Annotated in this window: 26 protein-coding genes and 2 pseudogenes; 20 read left to right on the plus strand and 8 right to left on the minus strand. The window is 44.2% G+C overall.

The window, feature by feature from the left end; translation table 11 throughout:
- The first annotated feature begins 49 nt into the window (after positions 1-49).
- The 10 genes and pseudogenes from A4V09_RS00160 (at position 50) to A4V09_RS00205 (ending at position 6,234) form a co-directional block, all read left to right on the plus strand.
- The gene (locus A4V09_RS00160) at positions 50-559 is read left to right on the plus strand and encodes an RNA polymerase sigma factor (protein WP_065540561.1); all 510 of its coding nucleotides are present in this window, start codon (positions 50-52) and stop codon (positions 557-559) included.
- A complete protein-coding gene (gene lepB, locus A4V09_RS00165) occupies positions 549-1,217 on the plus strand; it encodes a signal peptidase I (protein WP_065540562.1) in 669 nt (222 codons plus the stop codon). The genes A4V09_RS00160 and lepB overlap by 11 nt, the downstream gene beginning before the upstream one ends.
- Positions 1,218-1,226: 9 nt before the next feature.
- Entirely contained in the window at positions 1,227-2,051 is an 825-nt protein-coding gene (locus A4V09_RS00170) for an ATP-binding cassette domain-containing protein (RefSeq protein WP_065540563.1), read from the plus strand.
- On the plus strand, positions 2,038-2,766 hold the full coding sequence (locus A4V09_RS00175) for a hypothetical protein (protein WP_065540564.1): 729 nt from the start codon (positions 2,038-2,040) through the stop codon (positions 2,764-2,766). The genes A4V09_RS00170 and A4V09_RS00175 overlap by 14 nt, the downstream gene beginning before the upstream one ends.
- Positions 2,767-2,785: 19 nt before the next feature.
- The gene (locus A4V09_RS00180) at positions 2,786-3,316 is read left to right on the plus strand and encodes a dihydrofolate reductase family protein (RefSeq protein ID WP_065540565.1); all 531 of its coding nucleotides are present in this window, start codon (positions 2,786-2,788) and stop codon (positions 3,314-3,316) included.
- A 39-nt stretch (positions 3,317-3,355) separates the two neighbouring features.
- Positions 3,356-3,690: pseudogene (locus A4V09_RS26265) on the plus strand (DUF3795 domain-containing protein); the annotation flags it as partial.
- 231 nt (positions 3,691-3,921) lie between these two features.
- Entirely contained in the window at positions 3,922-4,641 is a 720-nt protein-coding gene (gene azlC, locus A4V09_RS00190; RefSeq protein ID WP_065544561.1) for an azaleucine resistance protein AzlC, read from the plus strand.
- Positions 4,638-4,964, plus strand: a complete 327-nt coding sequence (locus A4V09_RS00195) for a branched-chain amino acid transport AzlD family protein (RefSeq protein ID WP_274537186.1) — start codon at positions 4,638-4,640, stop codon at positions 4,962-4,964. The genes azlC and A4V09_RS00195 overlap by 4 nt, the downstream gene beginning before the upstream one ends.
- Before the next feature lie 84 nt (positions 4,965-5,048).
- Complete coding sequence (locus A4V09_RS00200; RefSeq protein ID WP_065540567.1) at positions 5,049-5,870, plus strand: MerR family transcriptional regulator; 822 nt, start codon at positions 5,049-5,051, stop codon at positions 5,868-5,870.
- Positions 5,871-5,886: 16 nt separating this feature from the next.
- Positions 5,887-6,234, plus strand: a complete 348-nt coding sequence (locus tag A4V09_RS00205) for a Gfo/Idh/MocA family oxidoreductase (RefSeq protein WP_065540568.1) — start codon at positions 5,887-5,889, stop codon at positions 6,232-6,234.
- Between the two features lie 170 nt (positions 6,235-6,404).
- Here A4V09_RS00205 and A4V09_RS00210 read toward each other — a convergent pair whose 3' ends face one another.
- Positions 6,405-7,328, minus strand: a complete 924-nt coding sequence (locus A4V09_RS00210) for a LysR family transcriptional regulator (protein ID WP_065540569.1) — start codon at positions 7,326-7,328, stop codon at positions 6,405-6,407.
- A gap of 230 nt (positions 7,329-7,558) precedes the next feature.
- Here A4V09_RS00210 and A4V09_RS00215 point away from each other — a divergent pair, with 230 nt between their 5' ends.
- The 3 genes from A4V09_RS00215 (at position 7,559) to A4V09_RS00225 (ending at position 11,734) form a co-directional block, all read left to right on the plus strand.
- Positions 7,559-8,863, plus strand: a complete 1,305-nt coding sequence (locus A4V09_RS00215; RefSeq protein WP_065540570.1) for an NCS2 family permease — start codon at positions 7,559-7,561, stop codon at positions 8,861-8,863.
- Between the two features lie 15 nt (positions 8,864-8,878).
- The gene (locus A4V09_RS00220; RefSeq protein ID WP_065540571.1) at positions 8,879-10,600 is read left to right on the plus strand and encodes an adenine deaminase C-terminal domain-containing protein; all 1,722 of its coding nucleotides are present in this window, start codon (positions 8,879-8,881) and stop codon (positions 10,598-10,600) included.
- Between the two features lie 549 nt (positions 10,601-11,149).
- Positions 11,150-11,734, plus strand: a complete 585-nt coding sequence (locus A4V09_RS00225) for a flavodoxin family protein (RefSeq protein WP_065540572.1) — start codon at positions 11,150-11,152, stop codon at positions 11,732-11,734.
- A gap of 5 nt (positions 11,735-11,739) precedes the next feature.
- Here the strand turns inward: A4V09_RS00225 and A4V09_RS26270 are convergent.
- The 3 genes and pseudogenes from A4V09_RS26270 to A4V09_RS24780 form a co-directional block, all read right to left on the minus strand.
- Positions 11,740-11,844: pseudogene (locus A4V09_RS26270) on the minus strand (MerR family transcriptional regulator); the annotation flags it as partial.
- Entirely contained in the window at positions 11,841-12,140 is a 300-nt protein-coding gene (locus A4V09_RS24775; protein WP_065540573.1) for a GyrI-like domain-containing protein, read from the minus strand. The gene A4V09_RS24775 and the pseudogene A4V09_RS26270, both read right to left, overlap by 4 nt.
- A gap of 104 nt (positions 12,141-12,244) precedes the next feature.
- The gene (locus tag A4V09_RS24780; protein ID WP_065540574.1) at positions 12,245-12,457 is read right to left on the minus strand and encodes a MerR family transcriptional regulator; all 213 of its coding nucleotides are present in this window, start codon (positions 12,455-12,457) and stop codon (positions 12,245-12,247) included.
- 74 nt (positions 12,458-12,531) lie between these two features.
- On the opposite strand from A4V09_RS24780, the gene A4V09_RS00235 reads away from it, so the two are divergent.
- Positions 12,532-12,924, plus strand: coding sequence for a tyrosine-type recombinase/integrase (locus A4V09_RS00235; protein WP_084043371.1), 393 nt, complete (start codon positions 12,532-12,534; stop codon positions 12,922-12,924).
- A 232-nt stretch (positions 12,925-13,156) separates the two neighbouring features.
- On the opposite strand, the gene A4V09_RS00240 is transcribed toward A4V09_RS00235, so the two are convergent.
- Positions 13,157-14,032 (minus strand): YitT family protein, encoded by an 876-nt coding sequence (locus tag A4V09_RS00240; protein WP_065540575.1) that lies wholly within the window; start codon positions 14,030-14,032, stop codon positions 13,157-13,159.
- 190 nt (positions 14,033-14,222) lie between these two features.
- A complete protein-coding gene (bioB, locus tag A4V09_RS00245; protein WP_065540576.1) occupies positions 14,223-15,185 on the minus strand; it encodes a biotin synthase BioB in 963 nt (320 codons plus the stop codon).
- Between the two features lie 568 nt (positions 15,186-15,753).
- Between bioB and A4V09_RS00250 the strand changes: the two genes are divergently transcribed.
- Positions 15,754-16,191, plus strand: a complete 438-nt coding sequence (locus A4V09_RS00250; RefSeq protein WP_065540577.1) for a rhodanese-like domain-containing protein — start codon at positions 15,754-15,756, stop codon at positions 16,189-16,191.
- A 93-nt stretch (positions 16,192-16,284) separates the two neighbouring features.
- Here the strand turns inward: A4V09_RS00250 and A4V09_RS00255 are convergent, their stop codons facing one another.
- Entirely contained in the window at positions 16,285-16,644 is a 360-nt protein-coding gene (locus A4V09_RS00255) for a PqqD family protein (protein WP_084043372.1), read from the minus strand.
- The gene (locus A4V09_RS00260; protein WP_065540579.1) at positions 16,644-18,560 is read right to left on the minus strand and encodes an OPT family oligopeptide transporter; all 1,917 of its coding nucleotides are present in this window, start codon (positions 18,558-18,560) and stop codon (positions 16,644-16,646) included. Before A4V09_RS00260 ends, A4V09_RS00255 begins: the two co-directional genes overlap by 1 nt.
- A gap of 561 nt (positions 18,561-19,121) precedes the next feature.
- Between A4V09_RS00260 and rplM the strand changes: the two genes are divergently transcribed.
- The 5 genes from rplM (at position 19,122) to kdpA (ending at position 24,510) form a co-directional block, all read left to right on the plus strand.
- Positions 19,122-19,550 carry a 50S ribosomal protein L13 gene (gene rplM, locus A4V09_RS00265; RefSeq protein WP_065540580.1) on the plus strand — a complete coding sequence of 143 codons (429 nt, stop codon included), beginning with the start codon at positions 19,122-19,124 and terminating at the stop codon, positions 19,548-19,550.
- Positions 19,551-19,566: 16 nt separating this feature from the next.
- Positions 19,567-19,959 carry a 30S ribosomal protein S9 gene (gene rpsI / locus A4V09_RS00270; RefSeq protein WP_065540581.1) on the plus strand — a complete coding sequence of 131 codons (393 nt, stop codon included), beginning with the start codon at positions 19,567-19,569 and terminating at the stop codon, positions 19,957-19,959.
- A 548-nt stretch (positions 19,960-20,507) separates the two neighbouring features.
- Positions 20,508-20,948 (plus strand): hypothetical protein, encoded by a 441-nt coding sequence (locus tag A4V09_RS00275; RefSeq protein ID WP_065540582.1) that lies wholly within the window; start codon positions 20,508-20,510, stop codon positions 20,946-20,948.
- 1,674 nt (positions 20,949-22,622) lie between these two features.
- Positions 22,623-22,700, plus strand: a complete 78-nt coding sequence (locus A4V09_RS26630; protein ID WP_408606846.1) for a potassium-transporting ATPase subunit F — start codon at positions 22,623-22,625, stop codon at positions 22,698-22,700.
- A 94-nt stretch (positions 22,701-22,794) separates the two neighbouring features.
- The gene (gene kdpA, locus A4V09_RS00285) at positions 22,795-24,510 is read left to right on the plus strand and encodes a potassium-transporting ATPase subunit KdpA (RefSeq protein WP_065544562.1); all 1,716 of its coding nucleotides are present in this window, start codon (positions 22,795-22,797) and stop codon (positions 24,508-24,510) included.
- Positions 24,511-24,529: the final 19 nt, after the last annotated feature.

Genomic DNA, 24,529 nt, shown 5'->3' on the forward strand with positions numbered 1-24,529 from the left:
GTAACCATTCGGGAAAATCAGTTACTAATCTATAGAGGGGAGTGAGAAAATGCAGGAATTTCAGAAACTGTATGAAAAATACAATCAATACCTCTACAATTTTATGCTGAAACTTACCAACTCCAATGCGGACCTTGCAGATGAACTGACCCAGGAAACGTTTTATCAGGTATACCTCTCCCTTCCGAAATACAGAGGAGATTCCAGCGTTCTCACCTGGATTTGTGCCATTGCAAAAAATGTCTGCCGCAGATATTATAAGAAAAACCCTGCCACAGCGGAGTTTGAGCAAATAGAGTCTGCTTTTATGAAAGACGGGGAAGTTACTTCCATGGAGGAAAGGGCAGAGCAGAAGGAGATATTTTCCCACGCTGTGCAGGAAATCATGGGATTGAAAGAAAAATACAGGGATGTGCTGATCTACCGTCTGTTTTTCGATATGTCTTTTCATGAGATCGCAGAGGTGATGGGGATAAAAGAGAATTCCGCAAAGGTGATCTATCACCGGGGAAAAAACATGATTCGTGAGAGAATGGAGGGATATGGAGATGAAGGATAAAAATTTCTGTCCGGCAGTAAAGGATCTGCTGCCCCTCTATGGGGATGGGGCGCTGAGTCAGGAGACGGAAGAACTGATCAGCAGGCATTTGAGAGAGTGCGGGGAGTGCAGAGCGTTCTATGAAAAGATAAAGGGGGAGGACATCAACACGGTCCATGAGTCAGAGGAAAGAATGCGGTATCAAAAAGTCGCAAAGCGTATCCGCCGCAGGCGGACAGGAGCAGTGTGTCTTGCTGTTTTATTATGTGTTTTGATCTTCATAATAACAGCCAGCATGTTTCAGCCGGCCATTGTCTCAGGTGATTGTATGGCACCAACCGTCAGGAACGGGGAGTATTACATAATGAATAAATGGGCATATAAAACAGATGTCCCCAGCCGCAGGGATATTCTTGTATATAAGAAAGACGGCATTTACCATATTACCAGAGTGATAGGCCTGCCCGGAGAATGTGTGGAAATGAGACAGGGAGACGTGTACATTGACGGCAGACGATATGGAGAGGACGGGGATTATCCAAAGGACTGCAGTCTGGCGCAGACAGAACTTGGCAGTGATGAATATTTTGTATTGGAGGATAATCTCAAAGCATCAGAAAATAAAGAGCATATGATCAGGGAACGTGACATCACCGGAAAAGTGATGGTCACCCATTAGGGGGAGCAGATGAAAGGGATCATTCAGTTAGAAAAGATTTCAAAGGAATATGATCATAAACGGATCATAAACCAAATTGACCTATCCATATATGAAGGGCAGTCTATTGCGTTTACCGGTCATAACGGAAGCGGAAAAAGCACCATACTTAAAATAATTGCCGGGTTGGTCAAGCCTTCCGGCGGAAAGGTTGTTTACAGGGACAGGCTGCTGTTTCATTATGTACCGGAACGTTTTCCTAAAATGAACCTCACAGCATGGCAGTATTTAAAAAGATTGGGGGAAATAGACGGGATACCACGGAAAGTTCTGGAAGACAGATGCGGAAAATTGTTTGAGGATTTTTTCCTGACCGAGATGGTCAATACCTCTATGAAGGATTTGTCCAAGGGAACTTTGCAGAAAATAGGTGTCATACAGGCCCTGCTGCGTAAGCCGCAGGTGTTGCTGCTGGACGAGCCTCTGTCCGGCCAGGATATGGACTCCCAGATGGTTTTTATTGAGAAAATGAATGCCCTCAGAGCAGAAAATGTCACACTTCTCATGTCCTGTCACGAACAATATCTGATGGAAAGTATTTCGGACACGGTAATGTCAGTGGGGGAGGGGAAGGTAGAAAAGGTTGACATAACTGCAGCGCTCTCCGGCAAAGAGCACATCTTGTGGTTTGAAAAGCAGAAAAACGCCACTATACCGGAGCAATACAGACCCTATATCCGGCAGACAGGGGAAGGCTGCAGGGCCAGGATCCCTGAAGATGAGAGCAGTCAGATGATTCTGGAGATGATCCGGTGCGGATGGAAACTGAGGGGGATGCGTGATGCGGGAATTTAACGGATTGGTAAAATATCAGATGCAGCAGTATTTCAGCACCAGCAAGTTTGTCATGCCTTTTGCCGTGCTCGTGATCTTATTGTACAGTATCTATTCTTCAAAGCCGGTAGGAGTCATGGACAGCCTGACAGTATCTTGTGTATTTTTGTTTTTAGTCATGGTGTGGGTTGGGGTCACTGCCTGCGATATGGAGAATATGGTATCGGAACAGATTTTGATACTGAGAGTGCAGAGTGCCGGAAAATATTATGTCAGTCACGCAGTATTCCTGTTTTTACTTGGAATGATGGTCAGTGCCATGGCGGTCATCTTTCCGGTCATTATGGATCGTTGTAACGGTGGACTGCTTTTTGACCGGCCTCTTGGTGCGGCTGACCTGACTGGCGGTTTTATGCTCATGTCTCTGAGCGGATTCTCAGGTGCTTCCCTGGGAGAGATTTCACATCCCAGGCTGAACAAGGACAGAAAGACCGCCATTATTTTCACTTTTCTGCTGGCAGTCACGGCTCTGACAAAGACGGCCCTTCTAAAAAAAGTACCTGTGCTGGCTGTGATTTTATGGGTACTTCCCCCTGTATCAGATGTGACGGCTATATTTGCGGATGAAACCTATTTTTCTGTAAATAAATATAGTACAGCGTTTATTATTCTGCTCTTATCTGGTATGATTTGGACAGCAGTAAAAATCGCGGGTTTGAAGAAAAAAGGATTTTAGCAGCAGAAAGGAGAGAGCTTTGAGAAAAACAGTATTATATATTGCGGAAAGTCTGGATGGTTTTATTGCAGCACCCAATGGGGATGTGAGCTGGCTGACCGGGGAATATCCGGATGGCCTGGAGGAGGGAAGTTATCCTGCGTTTATCAGGACAGTAGATACCGTGCTGATGGGATATACAACATATCATCAGATCGTGACAGAGCTTTCACCGGACAAATGGGCGTATGAAGGTATGCAGACCTATGTATTTACCCATAAAGATCTTTTGGATAAAAAGGAGATAACTTTCACGGAGGAAACCCCTGAGGTTCTTTTGGAACGTCTGAAAGGGCAGGAGGGGAAGGATATCTGGATTTGCGGAGGAGCGGATATAGTAAACCAGATGGTACAAAGAGATTTGATCGACGATTACCGGATCACTGTCATACCTGTCATTCTGGGAAGCGGCATAAGGCTGTTTGACGGAGAAAATCCCAAGATAAAACTGAGACTTATTTCAGCCAAATGCTATAACGGTATGACAGATCTGGTATACGGACGGAGATAGGAAAGAAAACGGAGATCAGGGCAGTATGAGGAGGATGAGATGAAGGGATTCACCAGAGAGGATAAACGGTTTTCGCTGTGCGGGCTGAACTGCGGACTGTGCCCCATGCAGATTGGAGGGTATTGTCCCGGATGCGGAGGCGGTGAGGAAAACCAGTCCTGTGCCATTGCCGGATGCAGTCTGGAGCACGATAAAGTGGAATACTGCTGGCAGTGCGGGATTACCCGTGCGGCAGATATGAAGGGATAGACGAATACGACAGCTTCATCACACACCGCAGCAGAGTAAAAGACATGCAGAAGGCTAAAGAGGCAGGCAGCAGGGCTTATGGGGAAGAACAGGCAGAGAAAGCGGAAATTTTTAGATATCTCCTTGGGCAGCCTTTGCCTCAAAGCTGTTCCGGGAAGCAGCCGGGGCACATGGGATAGAATTGAAATTAAGAAAAAAGCCGGCCGGGAAGAGTCAGAAAACACCATAAATTTTTTTTTGGAATTTTCCATTTCCTTTTATCTATGACTTTGATAGAATAGTTGGAGGGACTTATTGTCCTCCCAGACATCCGGCCTGTGTGCCGAATGACAAAAGATAAGAAAGCAGGAAAGAAAATGGAAGGAAAGAAAAAGAGGATCTTCAGGGCATTCTGTGCGGCCTTCCCTTATACCATACCTATTTTTGCAGGGTTTTGGTTTTTGGGGCTGACCTATGGCATTTACATGAATGTCTCCGGATTTAGTTTTTGGTATCCCATGATCATGAGCTTGACCATTTTTGCAGGCTCCATAGAATTTGTGGTGGTCAATATGCTGCTGGGCGCGTTCAATCCCCTGCAGGCCTTTATCATGACCCTGATGATAAATGCCCGGCATTTATTTTACGGCATTTCCATGCTGGATAAATACAGAAATACAGGCTGGAAAAAAGGGTTCCTGATTTTTGGGATGTGTGATGAGAGCTTTACCATCAACTATACAGCAAAGATACCGGAAGACGTAGACAGAGGCTGGTTTATGTTTTTTGTGACACTGCTGAATTATTTTTATTGGTTTTCCGGTTCCACATTGGGGGGAATCTTCGGTTCTCTTCTGAAATTCAATACAGAAGGGCTTGACTTTGTTATGACTGCCATGTTTGTGGTTATCTTTATGGAGCAATGGCTCAAAGAAAAGAACCATGTGAGCTCTCTGCTGGGACTTGGTTTGTCTCTTCTGTGCCTGCTGGCCTTTGGGGCGGAGAATTTCATGATCCCTGCCATGGCGGCAATTATAGGAGTGCTGACCCTGCTTCGGAAACCTATTGAAAAAGAAAGGGGGGAAGTTTGCCAATGACTCTTACGCAGCAGATCATAACGATCGGTATGGTGGTTCTGGGTACCATGCTCACCCGGTTTCTGCCCTTTCTGCTATTCCCCGCGGGAAAACCCACCCCCAAGTACATACAATATCTTGGCAGGGTGCTGCCGGCGTCTGTCTTTGGGCTGCTGGTCATTTACTGCCTGAAGAATGTAAGTGTTTTTACAGGCAGTCACGGCATTCCCGAACTTCTGGCAATTCTGCTGGTGGTGGTGCTTCATCTCTGGAAACGGCAGATGCTATTATCTATAGCAGGGGGCACGGTGTTTTATATGATTTTAGTACAGACGGTTTTTTGAATAAAGGTATTGACTCTCCCATAATGTTACACCCTATACTCTAAATGAGCTCGAATCATTCACATATGTGAAAGGTAAAAAAACATGTTAAAAATAGGAGATTTTTCAAAACTGTCAAGGATCAGTATCCGTATGCTGCGGCATTACGATGAAATCGGTCTGCTGAAGCCGGAAAAGGTGGATGTGTTCACTGGCTACAGATATTATGACGAATCCCAGCTTCTGGACGGAGAGCGTATCCAGGTGCTAAAAAACATGGGATTTGGTCTCTCCGTGATCCGTGAGATTATGGAGAATTATGCAGACCCAGGGGAACTGAAGCATTTTCTGGAGATTAAAAGACATGAAATTGCAGAGCAGGAGCAGATACTGAGGCAGAGAAAACATCTGATTGACAGTACCATGGAGTGGCTGAGAAAGGATGGTAATATTATGGGATACGATGTAAGTCTGAAGATTCTGCCGAAACGTTATGTAGCCAGTGTGAGGCAGGTGATCCCTTCCTATGAGGAGGAGGGGAGGCTGTGGCATATTATGATGGAGGAGACATTGGGCAGGAACATTCGCTATGACAGCCCTGCTTATGACCTGGCCGTATTTTATGATGGGGAGTATATGGAGAGGAATGTGGATGTGGAGGTGCAGCGGGCGGTAACCGGCACCTACCAGGACACAGAACATGTGAAATTCAAAACTGCACCCCAGGTCCAGTATGCCGGAGCTGTTTTTAAAGGGCAGTATGAAAAGATCACAAAGGTGAATGAAGCAGTGGCTAAGTGGTGTGCGGACAATGGGTATGAGTTTGACGGAATGGGATTTAACATTTATCATGTGGGACCAAAGGATACTCAGGTTCCGGAGGACTACGTGACGGAGGTTTGTTATCCGGTAAAGAAGAAACAGTAAGGGGTGTCTGGGCACCGTGGAAGGCACTACGGCTGCTTATCCCGGACTCTATGCGGAACTGGCAGTGTTCGCTGAAAAGGGTACGGTTATTATACGAAACGGTGAACTGCTCTTTTATCAGTTCAAGGACGGGGAAAGCAAGGCGTTTTGTTGTCTGCAGAATCCTGAAAAAGCCAATGCACTGCATCAGGATGCCGCCATTTCAACAGACTCACACAGACGGCAGTACCAGGATTTTGTACAGGCAATAAGGGAAGACAGAAAACCGCTGGTAACAGGGGAGGATGCTCTGGAAAGCCTGAAACTGATAAAAGCGATCTATGAATCCTCCAGGAAGAACCAAGAAGTTTATATATGCAGATGATCGGGGGTGGATTGAGGATTACCGCTTGTCCTATACGGATGGGCGGTTTTTTTGTTATGTGGGAAAGCCGTCCGGATGTACATGCAGGTAAAGGCTGTCCCATCGGACCTGCCATGACCCGCTCCTGACGGGAGCATTGGGCATATTTATCAGCCGCCATGGGCATTCTGTTAGGGAATGCGGAAATAATCTTTTGCTATCTGAATAAAATCCACAGCATAGGAAGTCAGATAAGCACCCTTCCGGTAAGCCAGGATCGTACTTGTAAAGGCATCGGGGTCATGGAGGGAAAAGCAGACCGGAGGGGTGGCAAAGGTCATGTTCTGGATATAAGTTTCCGGCGCAAAGCAAATCCCTTCGTTTTGCTGGACCAGCAAAAGCGCAGCCTGTGTATTCCGCGTGTAGAACGGAACTTTTGGTTCTATACCGTACTTTTTCAGAAGCCGTTCTGTTATGGCCCCAGTATTCTGCTCCGGAAAATGCAGAATAAATTTTTCGTTTCCAAGCCTGGACAAATCCACCTGGGGATAAACGCAGACCTGGCAGGAAATGTTTCCTGCTTCTTTGGCAAGAGGGTGGGCAGGGGAAACCGCCAGCAGGATTTCTTCCTGGCCCAGAGTTTCATATTCCAGTTTGGGATTCAGGTTTCCGTCGCTGAAGATCGCAAAATCAATCCGGCTGTCTGTGAGAAGACGCTCCTGGATAGCGTAAGTCTCCTCCAGAAAGTTCAGACGGATATTGGGATGGATCCGGCGAAAAGCGGGAAGGATTTTGGGGATCATGCAGGAACTGCGCATCAGGGGAAAGGCAACGTTCAGCTCACCGTCATTTAAGGAACACAGATCATCCAGCTCCTTCTCCCATTCACGGGTCAGTTCCAGTACACGGGATGCGTATTCCATATACCGTCTTCCGGCGTAAGTTGGGATATAGCAGTTATCAATCCTGCTGAACAGCTTGACACCCAGTTCTCGTTCCAGTTTTCCAAGATGTTTGCTGAGGGTTGGCTGGGAGATAAAAAGCTCCTGAGCGGCTTTGGTCATATTCTGATGTTTGGCAATACAAAGCACGTAGTTCAATTCGTGGATGTTCATAGAGTTTCTTCCACCTTTCCGCAGACAGTGTTTTAGGCTGGCCATGGGATTTTTACCTGGCTGTTGGACGGCGCAGTCAATGTCCAAACCTACTGGATCGTTACCGAATGGCTGCCGCTATTCCACTTTGGAATAGAATTTATAGTTAAGATGAATTAGACTTCCGATCAGGGTTATCATACAATGAAAATGGAAAAGAATCAAGGAGATACGAATAGGAGAGAATCTATATGAAACAGTGGCTGGAAAAACAATTTAAATTATCAGAGTTTCATTCAAACGTCAGAACAGAGCTTCTGGCCGGTCTGACTACATTTGTGACCATGGCCTATGTTCTGGCAACAGTGCCCAACATGATGGAGTCCGCAGGGCTGGACAAGCACGTAATGTTCACCGTGCTGATTCTGCTGGTCATCCTCACAACCTGCGCAATGGCATTTTATACAAACCGCCCCTTTGCACTGGCGCCGGGACTTGGCAGTGTAGGTATTGTAACCGCAATGATAGCAAATGACGGGATCGCACCGGATGTGGCCTCCGGTGTAATATTCTGGAGCGGTGTTCTGTTTATCGCAATATCCTTTCTGGGACTCAGGGAAGCAGTGGTAAAAGTTATTCCCGTCAGCCTGAAACACGCAGTAAGTGCAGGTATCGGCCTGTTTATTGCGCTCTTGGGTGCAAAGAGCTGCGGCCTGATCATTGCCAACGAGGCAAAGAAAAGCCTGGGCTTCGGTGACCTGACCGCGCCTACTGTGATCGTGGCAGTGATCGGCTTTGTGATTTTACTGATACTAAAAACAAGAAATGTGCCGGGGGATATGATCCTGGCCATTGCCATCACCACTCTGGTGGGGATCCCTTTTGGCGTTACAAAAATGCCGGAAAGCCTGTTCACCATGCCTGCCAACATTGGCGGGCAGTTCCTGAACGTTGATTTTCTGGGAGCATTGAATTTTGCTTATATTCCCTTTTTGATCGCCCTTTTTGTACCTGACTTTTTCTCCACCTTCGGAACCGTTCTGGGTGTAGGGGCAAAAGCGGGATATCTGGACCAGGACGGCAACCTTCCGGGGATCGACAAATGTTTCAAGGTAGATGCAGTGGCAACCAGCTTCGGCGCGCTGTTTGGTATGCCCAGTATGACCACATATCTGGAGTCTTCAGCAGGTGTGGAGGCAGGAGGAAAGACCGGTTTGTCGGTGGTGTTTACCTCTATATTCTTCGGTCTGGCACTGTTCCTTGCACCGATTGCCCTTATGATCCCCTCAGCGGCTACTTCGCCGGTGCTGATGTATATTGGAATCAACATGCTGGGCGCCATGAAAAACATTAAGTTTCATGATTTTACAGAGGCATTTCCATCCTTTGTATGTATTGCGTTTACTATCTTTGGAAACAACATTGCAAACGGTATCTGCGCCGCTCTTCCCACCTATGTGGTCATGAAGATTTCAGCGGGAAAGATAAAAGAGATCCGTCCTGTTATGTGGGTGCTGGTGGCAGTCTGTGTGCTCTATTTCTACTCAATTGTGTAAGATGGGAGGTGCCTTATGGAAAAGGCGGATTTACTGATAAAAAATACAAAAGTCTACAATTCATACCTGAAATGTTTTAAGCCTGCTGATGTATATGTGCAGGAGGGAAGGATATTTTATGTGGATACCAGACAGGAGGAAACGCTTTCTCCGGATAAGGTGCTGGACGGAAGCGGATATCTGATGCTTCCCGGATTTATTGACATACACATGCATATTGAAAGCTCTATGATGACCCCGGTTTCCTTTGGGGAACGGGCAGCTTCCTGCGGGGTCACAACACTGGTTTCGGAACCTCATGAGATTGCCAATGTCATGGGAGTACAAGGGATCCACGAGATGATCAACGGGGCAAAAGACTCGCCTATTGATATTTTTTACGGAATTCCCAGCAGTGTTCCATCCACAAACGAGAGCCTGGAAACCACAGGCGGGGTTATCGGATTTGAGGAAATGAAGCATCTCATGAGAGAAGAGGGCGTTGTCTGCGTGGGAGAGATCATGAACTACCGCCAGATTGTCAAAGGCACTGAGATGGAGATCACCAGGTTCCTGGATTACCTCAGGGAGGAGGAACCTCAGGCAGTGATTGAAGGTCATTGTCCTTCTTTGGTAGGTCTGGATCTGGCAAAATTCCTGTACAGGGGAATTGACGGGGACCATACAGAGCACACGCTGGAGGAGATCAGACAGCGTTTTGAAAATGGCATGTTTGTGGAACTCCAGGAGAAAATGCTGAAACCGGAGATTCTGGATCATATTATTGAAAACAGCCTTTTTGAGCACTGTTGTTTTGTCACGGATGATACCATGGCAGATGCTTTGCTTGAAAAGGGACAGCTTAACTATATTGTGAAAAAGGCAGTGGAGATGGGATTTCCTCTTAAAGAGGCGGTATACTGTGCGTCTTATACCCCGGCAAGACGAATGAATCTCAGGGACAGAGGCGCTTTGGCACCGGGAAGAAAGGCGGATTTCCAGCTTGTGAAAGAAGAGGCAGTATCCGGTTTTGAACCGGATCTTGTGTTCAAAGACGGGAAGGAGATTTTCCGTAAGGGAAGAGAAGGAAGGCAGTTAAAGCCTTATGGCTTTCCAACGGAATTTTATCACTCGGTACATTTGGAGAAGATAGAGCCTGAAGATTTGGAGCCAAAGGTCCAGGTAAAGGAAGGGTCTGTGCTGGTGCGGGTTATTGAAGTAAGTGACGGCCGCACGCAGACAAGAGAAAAACATGTCTCTATGGAAGTGGAAAATGGCCGTTTAAAATGGCAGGAAACCGGGTGTGTGCTGGCAGTTGTGCTGGAACGCCATGGAAAGAATGGCAATATAGGTTATGGGTTTGTAACCGGTGATTGTCTGAAACGGGGAGCGGCAGCTACCACCTATTACCATGACCATCATAATCTTATGGTGATCGGTGCTGATTCTGAGGATATGCTCACAGCGGCCAGACGGCTGATCGAACTGCAGGGAGGAATCTGTACGGTGGAGAACGGTCAGGTGACAGCAGAACTTCCGCTGCCTGTATGCGGTATTCTTTCAGATCTTCCGGCGGATGATATTGGCAGAATGCTGGGGGATGTGAGAAGGAGTCTGGCAGGGCTGGGGTATGAGCATTATAATCCGATCATGTCACTTTGCACGCTGGGGCTTCCGGTGAGTCCGGCTTTGAAATTGACAGATTTTGGGGTGGTGGATGTGGAAACAGGGGAAGTGGTGGAATTGGTGGTGAAGTAGGGAGGGGATTGGTATAGGTATAGGGCGGACGGAAGTGGCTGGGAGAGGACCGGGGGAGGGAGATGCCTGTGAGCGAAGCGTTCCGCTGCCACGGAGCTAACCTGCTCCCGTCTACTAAATTCATCGGCAATGGCCTCTTCATTAAGTAGCTGGGGCAGGTGGATCTCCGCGGAGCTCCACTATACATCGCTCACACGCATCTCCCTCCCCCGGTCCTCTCCCAGCCACTTCCTGTTTGTCTATGACCCACAGGTTTTAGGCGGGATGAAAGAGTAAAAACTTAAAATGTATACATAATTTTAAGTGAGAATCACCCTCTGTAGATGGAGAGAAGAAACAGCAAAATAGATGATTGGAAATAGAGGAGGAGAGAAATGGGTATCCTCTACTGACATGAGATTAAGCCATTGCGGAATAGAAAAGGATCTGGAGCACTGCCCTTTGTGCGGTGCGTATCCATGTGTGCATATTGATTCCTATGTCCGGGAGGGCAGTGACAACAGAAATAGATTAGAAAAATTACGGTAGGCAAAACAGGAGAATTAGAGAATGAATATACTTGTACTTAACGGAAGTCCCCGTAAGAATGGAAATACGGAAATTATGGCGGATGCTTTTATAGAGGGGGCACGCAAAAGGGGGCATATGGTTGAAAAAGTGAATCTTGGGAACAGGAAGATCGCGCCTTGTCTGGCCTGTGAATTTTGTTTTACCCATAACGGTGTGTGCGTGCAGAAGGATGATATGGCGGAGATACTGGATAAGGTGGATAGCGCGGATATGATCGTTTTTGCATCACCTGTGTACTGGTTTTCTATCAGTGCGCAGTTAAAAGCTGCTATTGACAGACTGTATGCAAGAGCCAGAAAAGGGTTTAATATCCGATATGCGGTACTTCTTTTGGACTCCGCTTCAGATGGTGTTTACCGCTCTGCGATCGCTGCGTATGAGGATATCTGTGCCTATTTGAGATGGGAAGATAAGGGGATACTTACTGTACCGGGGATGGATACTAAGGGAGATATGGAGCGCTCTGAAGGTGTGAAAAAAGCATATGATCTGGGAAGATCCCTGGCATCAATTTCAGTAACAAGTTCATTATCATTTGATGTTTGGGCCGAATCTGTGACATAAACTTCAAAAAGTGCACCATTATTTTCGTAACCATTTTGCTCCGCCCATTCACATTGTTTTGCGTAAACAGACGGTAGATTAGAATATCCGCCATGTGAAATTGTTTTCAAACATAATCCAAATCTCTTGTTCCTGTAACAACTTGTTCTACTGGAACGGCAAACTCTGTATCTAAACCTAAAGGCGTAAATTCATCACCATGATAAAGTACCATAGGTGGAGCATTAACTGTTAATTTATCATGTTGAATTTTTCTTAATATCGAATTAAAACAACAATCATATTGTTCTGCCAAGTCAAACTTATAAACCATTTTACGAATAGAAACAAGGTGCATAACGGGTATTTCTACAAGTTGTATGTCAATGTTGCTTAAATAAGACATGATTAATTTACCTTGTTTCAAAGTTGTTATGTCCTCATTTAACTGTTCTGTAATTTGTGAGTATAGTTGTATCTTTTTTTCAAATTTTATCTTTTTTCTATGAAGTTCTAAACATAAATTTTCATTTATGTAATAATCGCTCTAATTTCTTCCAAAGAAAAATCATACTGTTTTAAACGGTTAATAAATAGCATAGTTTCTAATTGTTCGATAGAATAGTATCTGTAACTATTTTCTGGGTTAATTTTACTAGGTTTTATCAGCCCGATTTCATCATAGTAACGAAGCGTTTTTGTAGATACTTTACATATCCTTGAAAATTCGCCTATTGATAGCATAAACGTCCTCCTTTCAGTTTACTTCATACTTATGTTACACCTTGACGTTAGGGGAAAGTCAATGCGGTAATTCTATGCACTATTTCATGATTCCAATGAGTGAGGAAACCTGCCAGACACTTCAAAAGGTGGTGGCAGAGCGAAAGAACGTACAGCCGATAGTAATTGACGGTTACAGTGATTTTGTATTCCTCAATCAAAAGGGCTATCCCATGACAGGGGCTTACTATACCTCTACGTTTGGAAATCTTGTCAAGAAGTATAACAAGAGCCACCAGGACGCATTGCCGAACATCACGCCACATATCCTGCGACACACATTCTGTACCCGTTTAGCAAACAAGAACATGAATCCTAAGAGCTTACAGTACATCATGGGTCATTCCAGCATCAATATCACGCTGAATCTGTACGCCCATGCGTCACTGGACGGTGTAAAGGCTGAAATGGTAAGTCTGATAGCGTAAGAAATTTACCACTTATTTACCACTTTCCAAAGGCAAAACATGAGAGTTTATGAAAAGAAATGTGAAGTATCTTCCGATAGTAAAAATGCCCCTAAAGCCGATAGAATAAGGCTTTGCGGACATATAAAAAGTTATAAAGAGATAATCAAAATCTTATTTTAAGTTTCTAATGAAACGTAAAAAAGCCAAATGCGTAAGCCCATTTTTCAATCCACTTACGCATTTGACTTTTTTACCCATTCCCCCCACTTCCAATCTGAAACATCTCAAACCCCTCCCCATGCACCTCATTAGACTCCAACACAATAATGAACGCCTCCGGGTCCGCCTCCTTCACCATCTTCTGCACAAAATACATCTGCTTATTATTACAGGCACACATAACCACCTGCTTCTCGTCCATCCGGTACCCGCCGGCCCCTTTCAAAATCGTACTCCCCCTTCCGCAGCACTCATCAATAACCTCCGTAACCTTCTGACCATGTTCCGTCACGATCAAAGTCATCTTCCCTGCATTGATTCCATAAACCACCTTATCCACCACAATAGCAAACAGAAAATTAATGATCATTCCATAAATAATCCCATCCATATCCCGGAAAATAATCCCGCCCAAGAGAATGATCCCCACATCAGACAAAAAAGCGATCTTCCCAAGTGATAAATACGGCTTTAACGCCTTCACTGCCATAATAATAAAATCCGTCCCTCCTGTGGAAGAGTTCTGCATATAAATAATGGCATAACCAAGGCCGCCAAGCACACCGGTACAGATTGCTGACAACATCCGGTTCCCCTCATACACAGGAAACAAAGGTGCCAGATAATCAATCATCACCGAAGAGATGATCATAGCCCGCAGGGACCGCAGAAAAAACTGCCGGCCCAAAAGCCGGAAACAGAGAATTGCCACCGGAATATTCAATATGATGATTGATATACCGATAGGAAGCTGAAACAAACGGTTTAAAATCAGGGCAATACCTGAAAATCCCGTCATAGGAAAATGTGAGGCCACAGCAAAATTATAAATACCAACTGCAATAAAAACACTCCCCAGCAGTTCCATCCCAACATTCTTTATAAGGGCTTTATAATTGTTTTTCATATTTAAACCATCCTTTCCCAGAAAGTACGCATAACTATATTGTTATGCAGAGCAAATCAAAATTACCCATAAAATAACAAAAAAAGAGCTTATGCAAATGATTATTATAATCCGCATAAGCTCTTTTACAAGATTCAGTATATCAAAGAAAAAATCAGATTTCAAGCTCCTTTCAGAAAAAACTTAATATCTACTCATAAAGCCTGATCTCAAATCCCAATTCTTCAGCCAGAATTTTATCCTCATGGACAGTGGCACCTCCGGTAGTCAGCATATTTTGTGTGATTGCCCCATTCGCTCCCGATTGAAACACACGCCGTCCCTGATCATCCATCAATCCCCTGCCGCCTGCCATGCGCAGAATAGCATCCGGCAGCAGAAAACGGAATATAGCCGCAGTCCGGCAGACCTCCTCTTCTTTCAGAGGTGTGTTGTATTCCAGAGGCGTGCCGGGGATTGGGTTCAGTATATTAACCGGGACAGACCGGATGTGCAGCTCTCTAAGTGTCAGGGCCATATCAATCCTGTCCTCCATAGTCTCCCCAAGTCCCATAATCCCCCCGCTGCACACGGTAAGTCCCGCTGCCTGTGCGTCCTGAATAGCCTGAATCTTATCCTCATATGTATGTGTGGTACAGATTTTTGGAAAAAAGCTGCGGGAAGTTTCCAGATTATTGTGATAGCGGACAACGCCGGCAGATTTCAGCATCCCAAACTGTTTTTCGGTGAGCAGTCCCATGGATGCGCACAGAGAAATACTGCACGTTTCTTGGATTTTCCGAAAGCTGTCACATACCTGTTCCACCTCTTTGTCACTGAGACGTTTTCCGGATGTGACAATTGAGAAGCGAAGGATACCATTTGCTGCATTTGCTTCTGCCGCCTGCAGGATTTCCCCGGGACTTAGGAGGGGATACACGGTTGTGTTGGCAGCGTAGTGAGCGGACTGGGCGCAGTATTTACAATCTTCGGGACATTTTCCGCTTTTGCCGTTGATAATAGAACACATATCAAAAGCATTTCCACAAAAGTGTCTGCGTATCTGGTCTGCGCCTTTACAAAGGGGAGAGAGTTCGGCAGAGGATAGGTGTATTGCCTCTTCTTTGGTAAGGGATTGGCCGTTTATGACTTTTTCTTTTAGTGTAGTGATCATTTTTATACCTCGTCTTTCGGGTTTTTGGTTTGAATTGTTTATAGGGGAGTGTATTGGTATAGGAAATAATATAAAATATTGGGCAGAGAATGTCAACTGTAAATCGATAATAAGTTTACAATAAGGGCGGTTTTTGAGAATGAAGCATTGGATGGGTGTTTATAAGATTGGGGTTGGGTAGTGGGGGGATGAAGGCGGACGGGCTGTTGGGGCAGTGCTGTTCTCCTTTGGCAGCCAGCTTGGTTCCCCTTCAACTAAGCGGTAACTTCGACTAAGACGCTCAGCAAAGGCTTCACGCCAAGTCTCCGTAACCGCTTATTTTCAGGCTCTCTACCGCAATGTCTGCCTAAGGAGAACAGCACCCTGCCCCAACAGCCCTGGTTTTCTCAAGCCGGTAGGGGATTTGTAGTGATATTCAGATACCTGTCCCCAATTAATTTTACATCCATACTTGACAAGTTAAACTGAAACAATTATAATTACAGTATAAACTGTAACCAAAATAACCACAGTATGTATAATCTGCTCACCATATTAGAATCCTATACAGCAGAGGAAAGGAAAATACATGAAGAAAAAGAAACAATGGCTTCTGACGGTCATAGCAGCAGGTATCATGGCAGCAGCGCTGTCTGCGTGCGGACAGGATAAGACCAGACAGGATACAAAGTCAGCCCAGGAGGATACAATGAAAACAGAGTATAAAAAGATCACAGCAGAAGAAGCGAAAGAGCGGATGGACAAAGACGATAAGATCATAATTTTGGATGTCCGTACAGAGGAGGAGTACCAGGAAGGACATATACCCGGAGCGGTCGTGATCCCAAATGAGACGATCAGCAGCGAACCGTTAAAAGAACTGCCGGATTTGGATCAGGAAATCCTGGTATACTGCAGGAGCGGCAACCGCAGCGCCCAGGCTGCTAAGAAACTGATAGAGGCAGGATACACCCGGGTATACGATTTCGGGGGGATCACTGACTGGCACTATGATACAGAAAAATAAAAAACAGTAATTTGATGTCCTCATAGCTGTCAGGTATTCATACAATGTAAAACCAGCGCACCATGGATTTCTTTCTCCACAGTGCGCTGGTTTTTATACATCCTTATTCAGTTTAATGAAATGATAACTTTCCAGTACCTGAAAGAATTTCGCCAGCCTCTCATAGAGAGGAGCGGCTTCCTCACCAAAATGCGCATCCACCTCTTTGCCCAGTTCAATAATATTTTTCTTACCATCAATCAAAGGCCAGACGAAACTTCCCAGCTTGTCCAGATGGACATGGGTGTATTTCGGGCGGTTAAAGCATTTTTGTGCTAACCGGTTGAAAAATCCGGTGTTTTCCACATCCAGGGTTACAACTCCCTTTTTGTCTGTTTTCCAGGTGAGAAGTGTATTTTTCTCAGGAATGAATTCCAGATAGTTCTTATCAATTACATTTTCTTTGTTTTTCATTATTTGTTCTCTTTACGTTTTCTCCAGAGAGAAAATTTAAGCAGACTAAGGATCACCAGTGCAAATACAACAAGGCTTCCGATATTGGATACTGCTGCCGGCAGATTGAGTTTGCTGGACAGGTCAATGGCTTTATCAATATGGAAGACTGCAAAGACAGCCAGAAGAATGCCCACCAGACCTTCCCCGGCGATCATACCGGAGCAGTAAAGCACACCGTCATTGACAATGGCATCTTTTTTCTTCTTATCTTTCATATTCATTTTGTCAAATGCCAGGCGAACAAGTCCGCCAACCATAATGCAGGCATTTAACTGGACTGGAAGATATACACCGATTGCGAATGGAAGTACCGGGATACCCACGATTTCCACTGCGACGGCCAGGAATACACCGATAAATACCAGTGTCCATGGCAGGTTGTTTTCCATAACACCTTCCACGATCATCTTCATCAGCATGGCCTGAGGTGCGCCCAGTTCTTCAGAACCAAATCCCCATGCAGCGTTCAGCAGGTATAAAACACCGCCGATTGCCAGAGCAGCAGCGAATACACCAATGAACTCACCAATCTGCTGTTTCTTAGGAGTGGAACCCAGAAGGTAACCGGTTTTCAAATCCTGTGAGGTATCGCCTGCAATGGCAGCCACGATACAGATGATGGAACCGATTGCGATAGCGCCCTGCATTCCGTGGATTCCGCTGTCGCCTGTTGCTTTCAGCAGGATAGTGGCGATCAGCAGCGTGGCAATTGCCATACCGGAAACAGGGTTGTTGCTGCTTCCTACCAGACCGACCATTCTGGAAGATACGGTAGCGAAGAAGAAACCGAAGATTACTACGATAATGGCACCCATGAAGGTTACCGGAATCGGAGGAGCCAGCCAGATAGCAATAGTGATCAGAAGCACACCGCCCAGAATGACAGCCATATTCAAATCCTGTCCTGTTCGGGTTGTATTGGTATTTGTATTGCCTTTCAGGCTCTTCATGGCATCACCGAATGTACGGATGATCAGGGGCAGGGATTTCACCAGGCTGATGATACCGCCCGCTGCCAATGCACCTGCACCGATATAACGGATGTAACTTCCCCAGATAGCACTTGCGCCGCCTTCTGCGAACATTTCACCGATGGGGGCAGTTCCCGGATACAGAGTAAGGTCAGCACCGAAAAGCACAACAGCCGGAATCAGAACCATCCAGCTTACCAGACCGCCGGCAAACATATAAGAAGAAATACGGGGACCACAGATATAACCCACACTCATAACAGCCGGATAAATCTGCGTTCCGATCTCACCTGCAAAGCCCTTTACTCTCAGGGATACTTCACTTGGAACTACTTTCAAACCGTCAATGACGAATTTGAAGACTGCCGCAAATCCCATACCGGCAAATACAGTGGACGCGTTTGCGCCGCCTTCTTCACCTGCCAGAAGGACTTCCGCACATGCAGTTCCCTCCGGATAAGGAAGAATGCCGTGTTCTTTTACGATCAGGGCATTTCTCAGCGGTACCATGAAAAGTACACCCAGAAGGCCGCCCAGCAGGGCGATCAAAGTGATTTCCAGAATACTCGGAGTTTCCATTTTGCCATCAGCAGCCCATAAGAACAGGGCAGGTAAAGTAAAGATGGCACCAGCAGCCAGAGACTCACCGGCGGAACCGATGGTCTGTACAATGTTGCTTTCCAGGATGGAATTCTTGCGCATGATAACGCGGATGACTCCCATGGCTAGAACGGCTGCGGGGATGGACGCGGAGATTGTCATACCTACACGAAGCCCCAGGTAAGCATTGGCAGCGCCGAAAACGACGGCCAAAATGATACCCATAACAATGGAGGTAATGGTTAATTCCGGCGTTACGCGCTCGGCCGGAATATAAGGCTTGAATTCTTTTTGTTCATTCATAGTCTTTCTCTCCCTTATATTTTATGCTCTCCTATTATATCGAAAAATATAAAAAACTGCAATAAAGAAAAGAGTTCTCAGAGTAAATACCAGTAAATTACGGATAAATATGACAAATAATGACACAATCCTGCAAATATAATGTATAAAAAACAATAGAAATTCATGATGAAATGCAGGAGAATAAAAAGGGTGGGCCGTTAAGGGCACTGAAAAAAATTGTGTGGGCCAAGTCAGGGGACACTGTGTGTAGGTCTGGATGGTGTATACTCAGATTATTAAATTATGATTTTGGTAAACAATATAATAGGTAGAAAGTACCGGCACCACAGACGGATGAATCTGCCGGGTTTGTCCCTTTAGACAGGAAGCACTATAAATGGCTTATTTTTTGCCAAAATTTTCGAGAAAACCTGTTGACATGCCCGGATAAGTGTAATATAATATCTCAATGTGACGTAGTGCGAAAATACCTAGCCAAAAGCCCCGGTATGGTATTTTTCATTATAAATTTATGAATTTGAATATTACTGTATATGCTGAAAATTAGGAGGTAAAACCATGAACACTTATATGGCTAATCCGGATAAGATTGAAAGAAAATGGTATGTAGTGGACGCTGAAGGCAAAACCTTAGGCCGCCTTGCATCTGAAGTAGCTAAAGTTTTAAGAGGAAAAAACAAACCAGTTTTCACTCCTCATGTTGATACAGGTGATTATGTAATCATCGTTAACGCTGAGAAAGTAAGCGTAACTGGTAAGAAATTAGACCAGAAGATTTATTATCATCACTCTGACTATGTTGGCGGAATGAAAGAGACCACATTGAGAGAAATGATGGCTAAAAAACCGGAAAAGGTTCTTGAACTCGCTGTTAAGGGAATGCTTCCGAAAGGACCTTTAGGAAGATCCATGATCAAAAAGCTGCACGTTTACGCAGGACCGGAACACAAGAATGCAGCTCAGAAGCCAGAAGTATTAACATTTTAATAGGAGGTAGAGAACATTGGCTAGTACAAAATTCTATGGAACAGGAAGAAGAAAATCATCTGTAGCTCGTGTTTACTTAGTACCGGGAACAGGTAAGATCACCATCAATAAAAGAGATATTGATGAATTTTTTGGATTAGAGACACTGAAAGTTGTTGTTCGTCAGCCGTTAGTGGCAACTGAGACAGCAGACAAATTTGACGTGTTAGTAAACGTTCATGGCGGTGGATTTACAGGACAGGCTGGTGCTATCCGCCACGGAATCTCCAGAGCATTACTGGAAGCAGACGCTGAGTATAGACCAGTATTAAAATCTGCTGGTTTCCTGACTCGTGACCCGAGAATGAAAGAGAGAAAGAAATACGGTCTCAAAGCAGCTCGTCGTGCACCGCAGTTCAGCAAACGATAATAAGAAGTATTATAAGAGACGTATTAGAACCCTTGAAAATGCAGTGTTTTCAAGGGTTTTTTTATATTTTGAATAATCATTAAGTAACCTAAAATGCTGCGGAATTATATGGGTAACTGACAAGTAACTAACTCGTAACTGACAAATAGAAAAGTTTTTGTTATGTCTTGTGGAAGACAGTACATGGCGGATTCAATAATGTTTATTAGGAAAAAGCAGATTGAATGGAGCTGTTGATTATGATATTATGGACACAAGGACAATCGCGTTACAGGGTGCGTTGACCTCATTCTAAAAGAATGGGGGTGATGCCTATGAAAAATCATTTTGATTTAAGGATTTGATGACCTTTGGTCTGTTCCTTTTGGCATTGCTTACTTTCGTTTTTACATTTTGTAAGTAGCTATACATAGCAAAAACCACCCTGATACTTGGTCGGTTCGGGTGGCTTTGCTATCTTCATAATCGGTCAACCACCTTGTGGGCGGTTGTTCTTTTTCTACTTAAAATATACCACTAAAAAGGTGGTTTGTAAAGGACTGATTTCAATGGATAATTTATTACCAGTATTGAAGAACATAGTGTCATATGCCCTACCCATTATTACATGCGTCACTGTAGTGATTGGTGGAGTATGGACATTATACAAATATTTCAAAGAAAAGAATAGAGATTTTCATTCAGAAATTCTTGCAAAGGTATATGAACCATTATTTACACAATTAGTTAAGATGGAATATAGCAGAAAATTATTGGAAAAATCTTTAGAGGTCAAAAGCAAAGGCGGAGAGAATTCAGGCAGAGTTACATTAATGCAGGATGACGTTTCAAAAGGGGCATTTTCAGTGAAAGAAGTTCCCTTTATTTCATGGGGTAGCACTAAAACAAATACAGAAATAAAAATAGGGCAAACGACAGTCAAGCAAGAAGAGTATGCAAATGGCTTGGGAATGGCGTGTTTTGGGTGTCCACAGTTCAGCAAGCGATAATAAGATATATTATAAGAGAATTATTAAAACCCTTGAAAATCCAGTGTTTCCAAGGGTTTCTCTATGTCTAAAGCAATTATGTGAAAGCCTGAAAAGTTATGAAAACATGTTCGTAACAGACAAGTAACTGACACATAACAGACAAACAAAATGGGTATTTGAGATATAAGAAAAGACAAAATCATTTGTATGATACAAATAGACTTTTGTTGAGATGAGCGGTATAGTATGCAAGAGGTGAAATAAAAATGAATACAACAATAATTGTTGCACTTTTAGCGACATTTACTGCTATTGTAACAGCCATTATCACAAATTTTTTGAGCAAAAACAGTAGCTTAAATTTGAGGAACGGAAATTAAAGGAGCAGTATTAATTAGAGTTCATACATGCATTAAGCTTAAATATGAATTCTGGACATGATGAAGCAACAAAAAGGTACAACCATGCTTTTAATAACTTGACCATTGTTGCAAGTCCTACGGTTTTGTCTTCATTATATGAGCTTTCAAATCTTTACCCACTTAATTAAAGAAATGCGGGCAGACTTATATGGTGGTAGATCAACAAGCGTCAATAAAGATTTGTCATAAATAAATTTGATTCGTGGTGTTTTGAAGTCTGGGCAAAAAGAATAGCGGGTATCTCAATACAATTTATAGATTGTATTGAGATACTCCATATGATAAAATGGACGCAAGGACAATCGTGTTGCAGGGTGAGTTGACTCCTATTCTTATAGAATGGGGGTGATGCTTATGAAAAATCATTTTGATTTTAAGGATATAATGACTTTTGGTCTGTTCCTTTTGGCATTACTTACATTCGTTTTTTCGTTTTGTAAGTAGTTCTACATAGCAAAACCGCCCTTGTACTTTGGCGAGTAAGGGCGGTTCTTTAACTAAACTTATGGGTCAACCCCTTGTGGGCGGTTGTTCCTTTTCTATCTATAATATAACATAACATGATATTAAATTCAATAAAATTTTGAGAAATTAAACCGTAACTGACAAATGGCTTAATAATGGCGTGATTTGGGTGTTTGGAGTTATGCAAACGATAATAAGAAATTTAATAAGAGAATTGATAGAATCCTTGAAAATGCAATGTTTTCAGGGATTCTTTTAATTCTCAAAGAACCATAAAACGATATGGAAGGATAGGGGGGAACTGACAGGTAACGAACACGTAAGTGACAAATAAAGAAATTTGTGGGTAACTGACACATAACTAACAAATAGTAAAAGTTTTGTTGTGTCTTATGTAAGACAGTACATAAGTGTCACAGATTCCGCCCCAGCTATTTTAATAGGTGACAGGTGCTTGATCCAGCCGCATATAGTATGCGACCGTAATGGAAGCTGAGGTATAAAAGGGTTGAAGATGCAGATGGAAAGCGTGCGGTTCGTACCAATCCTGTCGTCATTAACTGAATCTTAATACAAAAGCAGTTTCCCTTATGCGCATTTAGGATATTACGTGGTAACATCAGTTACATCCTGAAAGATAAAGGAGGGGACCTGATATGATGGACTTAGCTATGGTGGCTGTTCTGCTTTCCTGTTTTGGATTCATGAAGCTTTTTACCGGATGGTGCAGCAGGCAGGTGGATACAGGCAGCGACGAGAATAAGGAGTAAAAGAACAATGCAGAACAATGACAGGAGGGGACAATATGATAATATTGGGAATTGTAATTTTGCTGACAGCGGCTTATCTACTTTATGCTCTGGTCTATCCCGAAAAATTATAGTGATCAAAATGCTGCCGTTTGCAGGATCATCTGTGAACAGCAATAACAAAATCAGTAACAGGAATAAAGAAGATGACAGGAGGATATGAAAGTCATGTTACAGATAACGCTGACTTTGGCAATTTTCATTTTGGCAGTTATCCCTATGGGGAAATATATGTATCACATAGCAGCCAAAAAGAAAACTTTTGCAGACCCTTTTTTTGACAGGGTGGATAATGGGATATACAAAATCTGCCGTATTGACAGAAAAGGAATGAATTGGAGAACATATGCATTGAGCCTTCTTATGGCAAATGCAGTTATGGTTTTTGTGGGATATCTGGTGTTGAGATTACAGCATGGCCTGTTTCTGAATCCGAATGGAATTGATGGAATGGAGCCAACGCTTTCCTTCAATACAATAATTAGTTTTATGACAAATACTAACCTGCAGCATTATTCCGGAGAATCCGGTCTTTCCTATTTAAGCCAGATGCTGGTTATTATTTTCATGATGTTTACTTCCGCGGCGTCCGGATATGCAGCTTGTATGGCATTTTGCCGGGGGCTTGCAGGAAAGAGTAAGGATTTGGGGAATTTCTACGAAGATATGGTGCGAATCACCACACGTATTCTGATTCCCTGGTCATTGATATTCGGTCTGGTGTTGATCTGGCAGGGGTGCCCGGAAACCTTTGGCTCGAATATTACGGTAGAGACCATCCACGGGAAACTTCAGGATTTTGCCATGGGTCCCATAGCTGCCCTCGAGATCATCAAACATCTGGGAACAAACGGAGGCGGTTTTCTTGGAGCAAACTCTTCCACACCTTTTGAGAACCCAACCGTGATCACGGATATAGTGGAACTGATTTCCATGATGATCCTCCCGGGCGCATGTGTACTCACCTTTGGCAAGATGTGCCAGGAGAGAAGAAAAGAGGAAGGTAAAACAAAAGAACCATTATTCGGAAAACAGGGAAGAACCATTTTTGCAGCTATGTCCGTTATTTTCCTTATTGGCCTGACTCTGTGTTTTGTGTCGGAAAAGGCGGGAAATCCGGTTCTGGAGACGGCGGGAATCAGCCAGGACATGGGAAGTATGGAGGGCAAGGAAGTCAGATTCGGCATTGACCAATCGGCCCTGTTTACCACGGTTACAACATCCTTCACCACAGGTACGGTCAACAACATGCACGACACATTGACGCCTCTGGGAGGATTGGTACCGCTTTTACATATGATGCTTAACTGTGTTTTCGGTGGTAAAGGTGTTGGCCTTATGAATATGCTCATGTATGCAGTCCTGGCAGTGTTCATCTGTGGACTGATGGTCGGCCGTACACCCGAGTATCTGGGCAAGAAGATAGAAGGAAAAGAGATGAAGCTGGTAGCTCTGGTGCTGATCGTGCATCCGCTGCTGATCCTGGGATTTTCCGCGTTGGCGGTTTCCACCCAGGCAGGCCTGGAGGGCATAAGCAACCCCGGTTTTCACGGGTTGTCACAGGTGCTGTATGAGTTCTCATCCGCGTCAGCCAACAATGGCTCAGGTTTTGAGGGGCTGTCCGACAACAGCTATTTCTGGAATATCACAACAGGACTTGCAATGTTCTTTGGCCGTTATATTGCCATTATAGCCCAGCTTGCCATTGCCGGGTCCCTGTTTGCGAAGAAGAAAACAAAAGTGTCAGTTGGTACTATGCGTACAGATAATACAATATTTACTATTTTACTGATTTTCATTGTATATATTTTTGCAGCGCTGACCTTCTTCCCGGCACTGGCTCTGGGGCCTATGGCGGAGCATCTGACCTTGTGGTTTTCATAAAATTTGAGAAAGGAATGTA

The organism is Blautia pseudococcoides (genome assembly GCF_001689125.2).
Taxonomy (GTDB): Bacteria; Bacillota; Clostridia; order Lachnospirales; family Lachnospiraceae; genus Blautia; species Blautia pseudococcoides.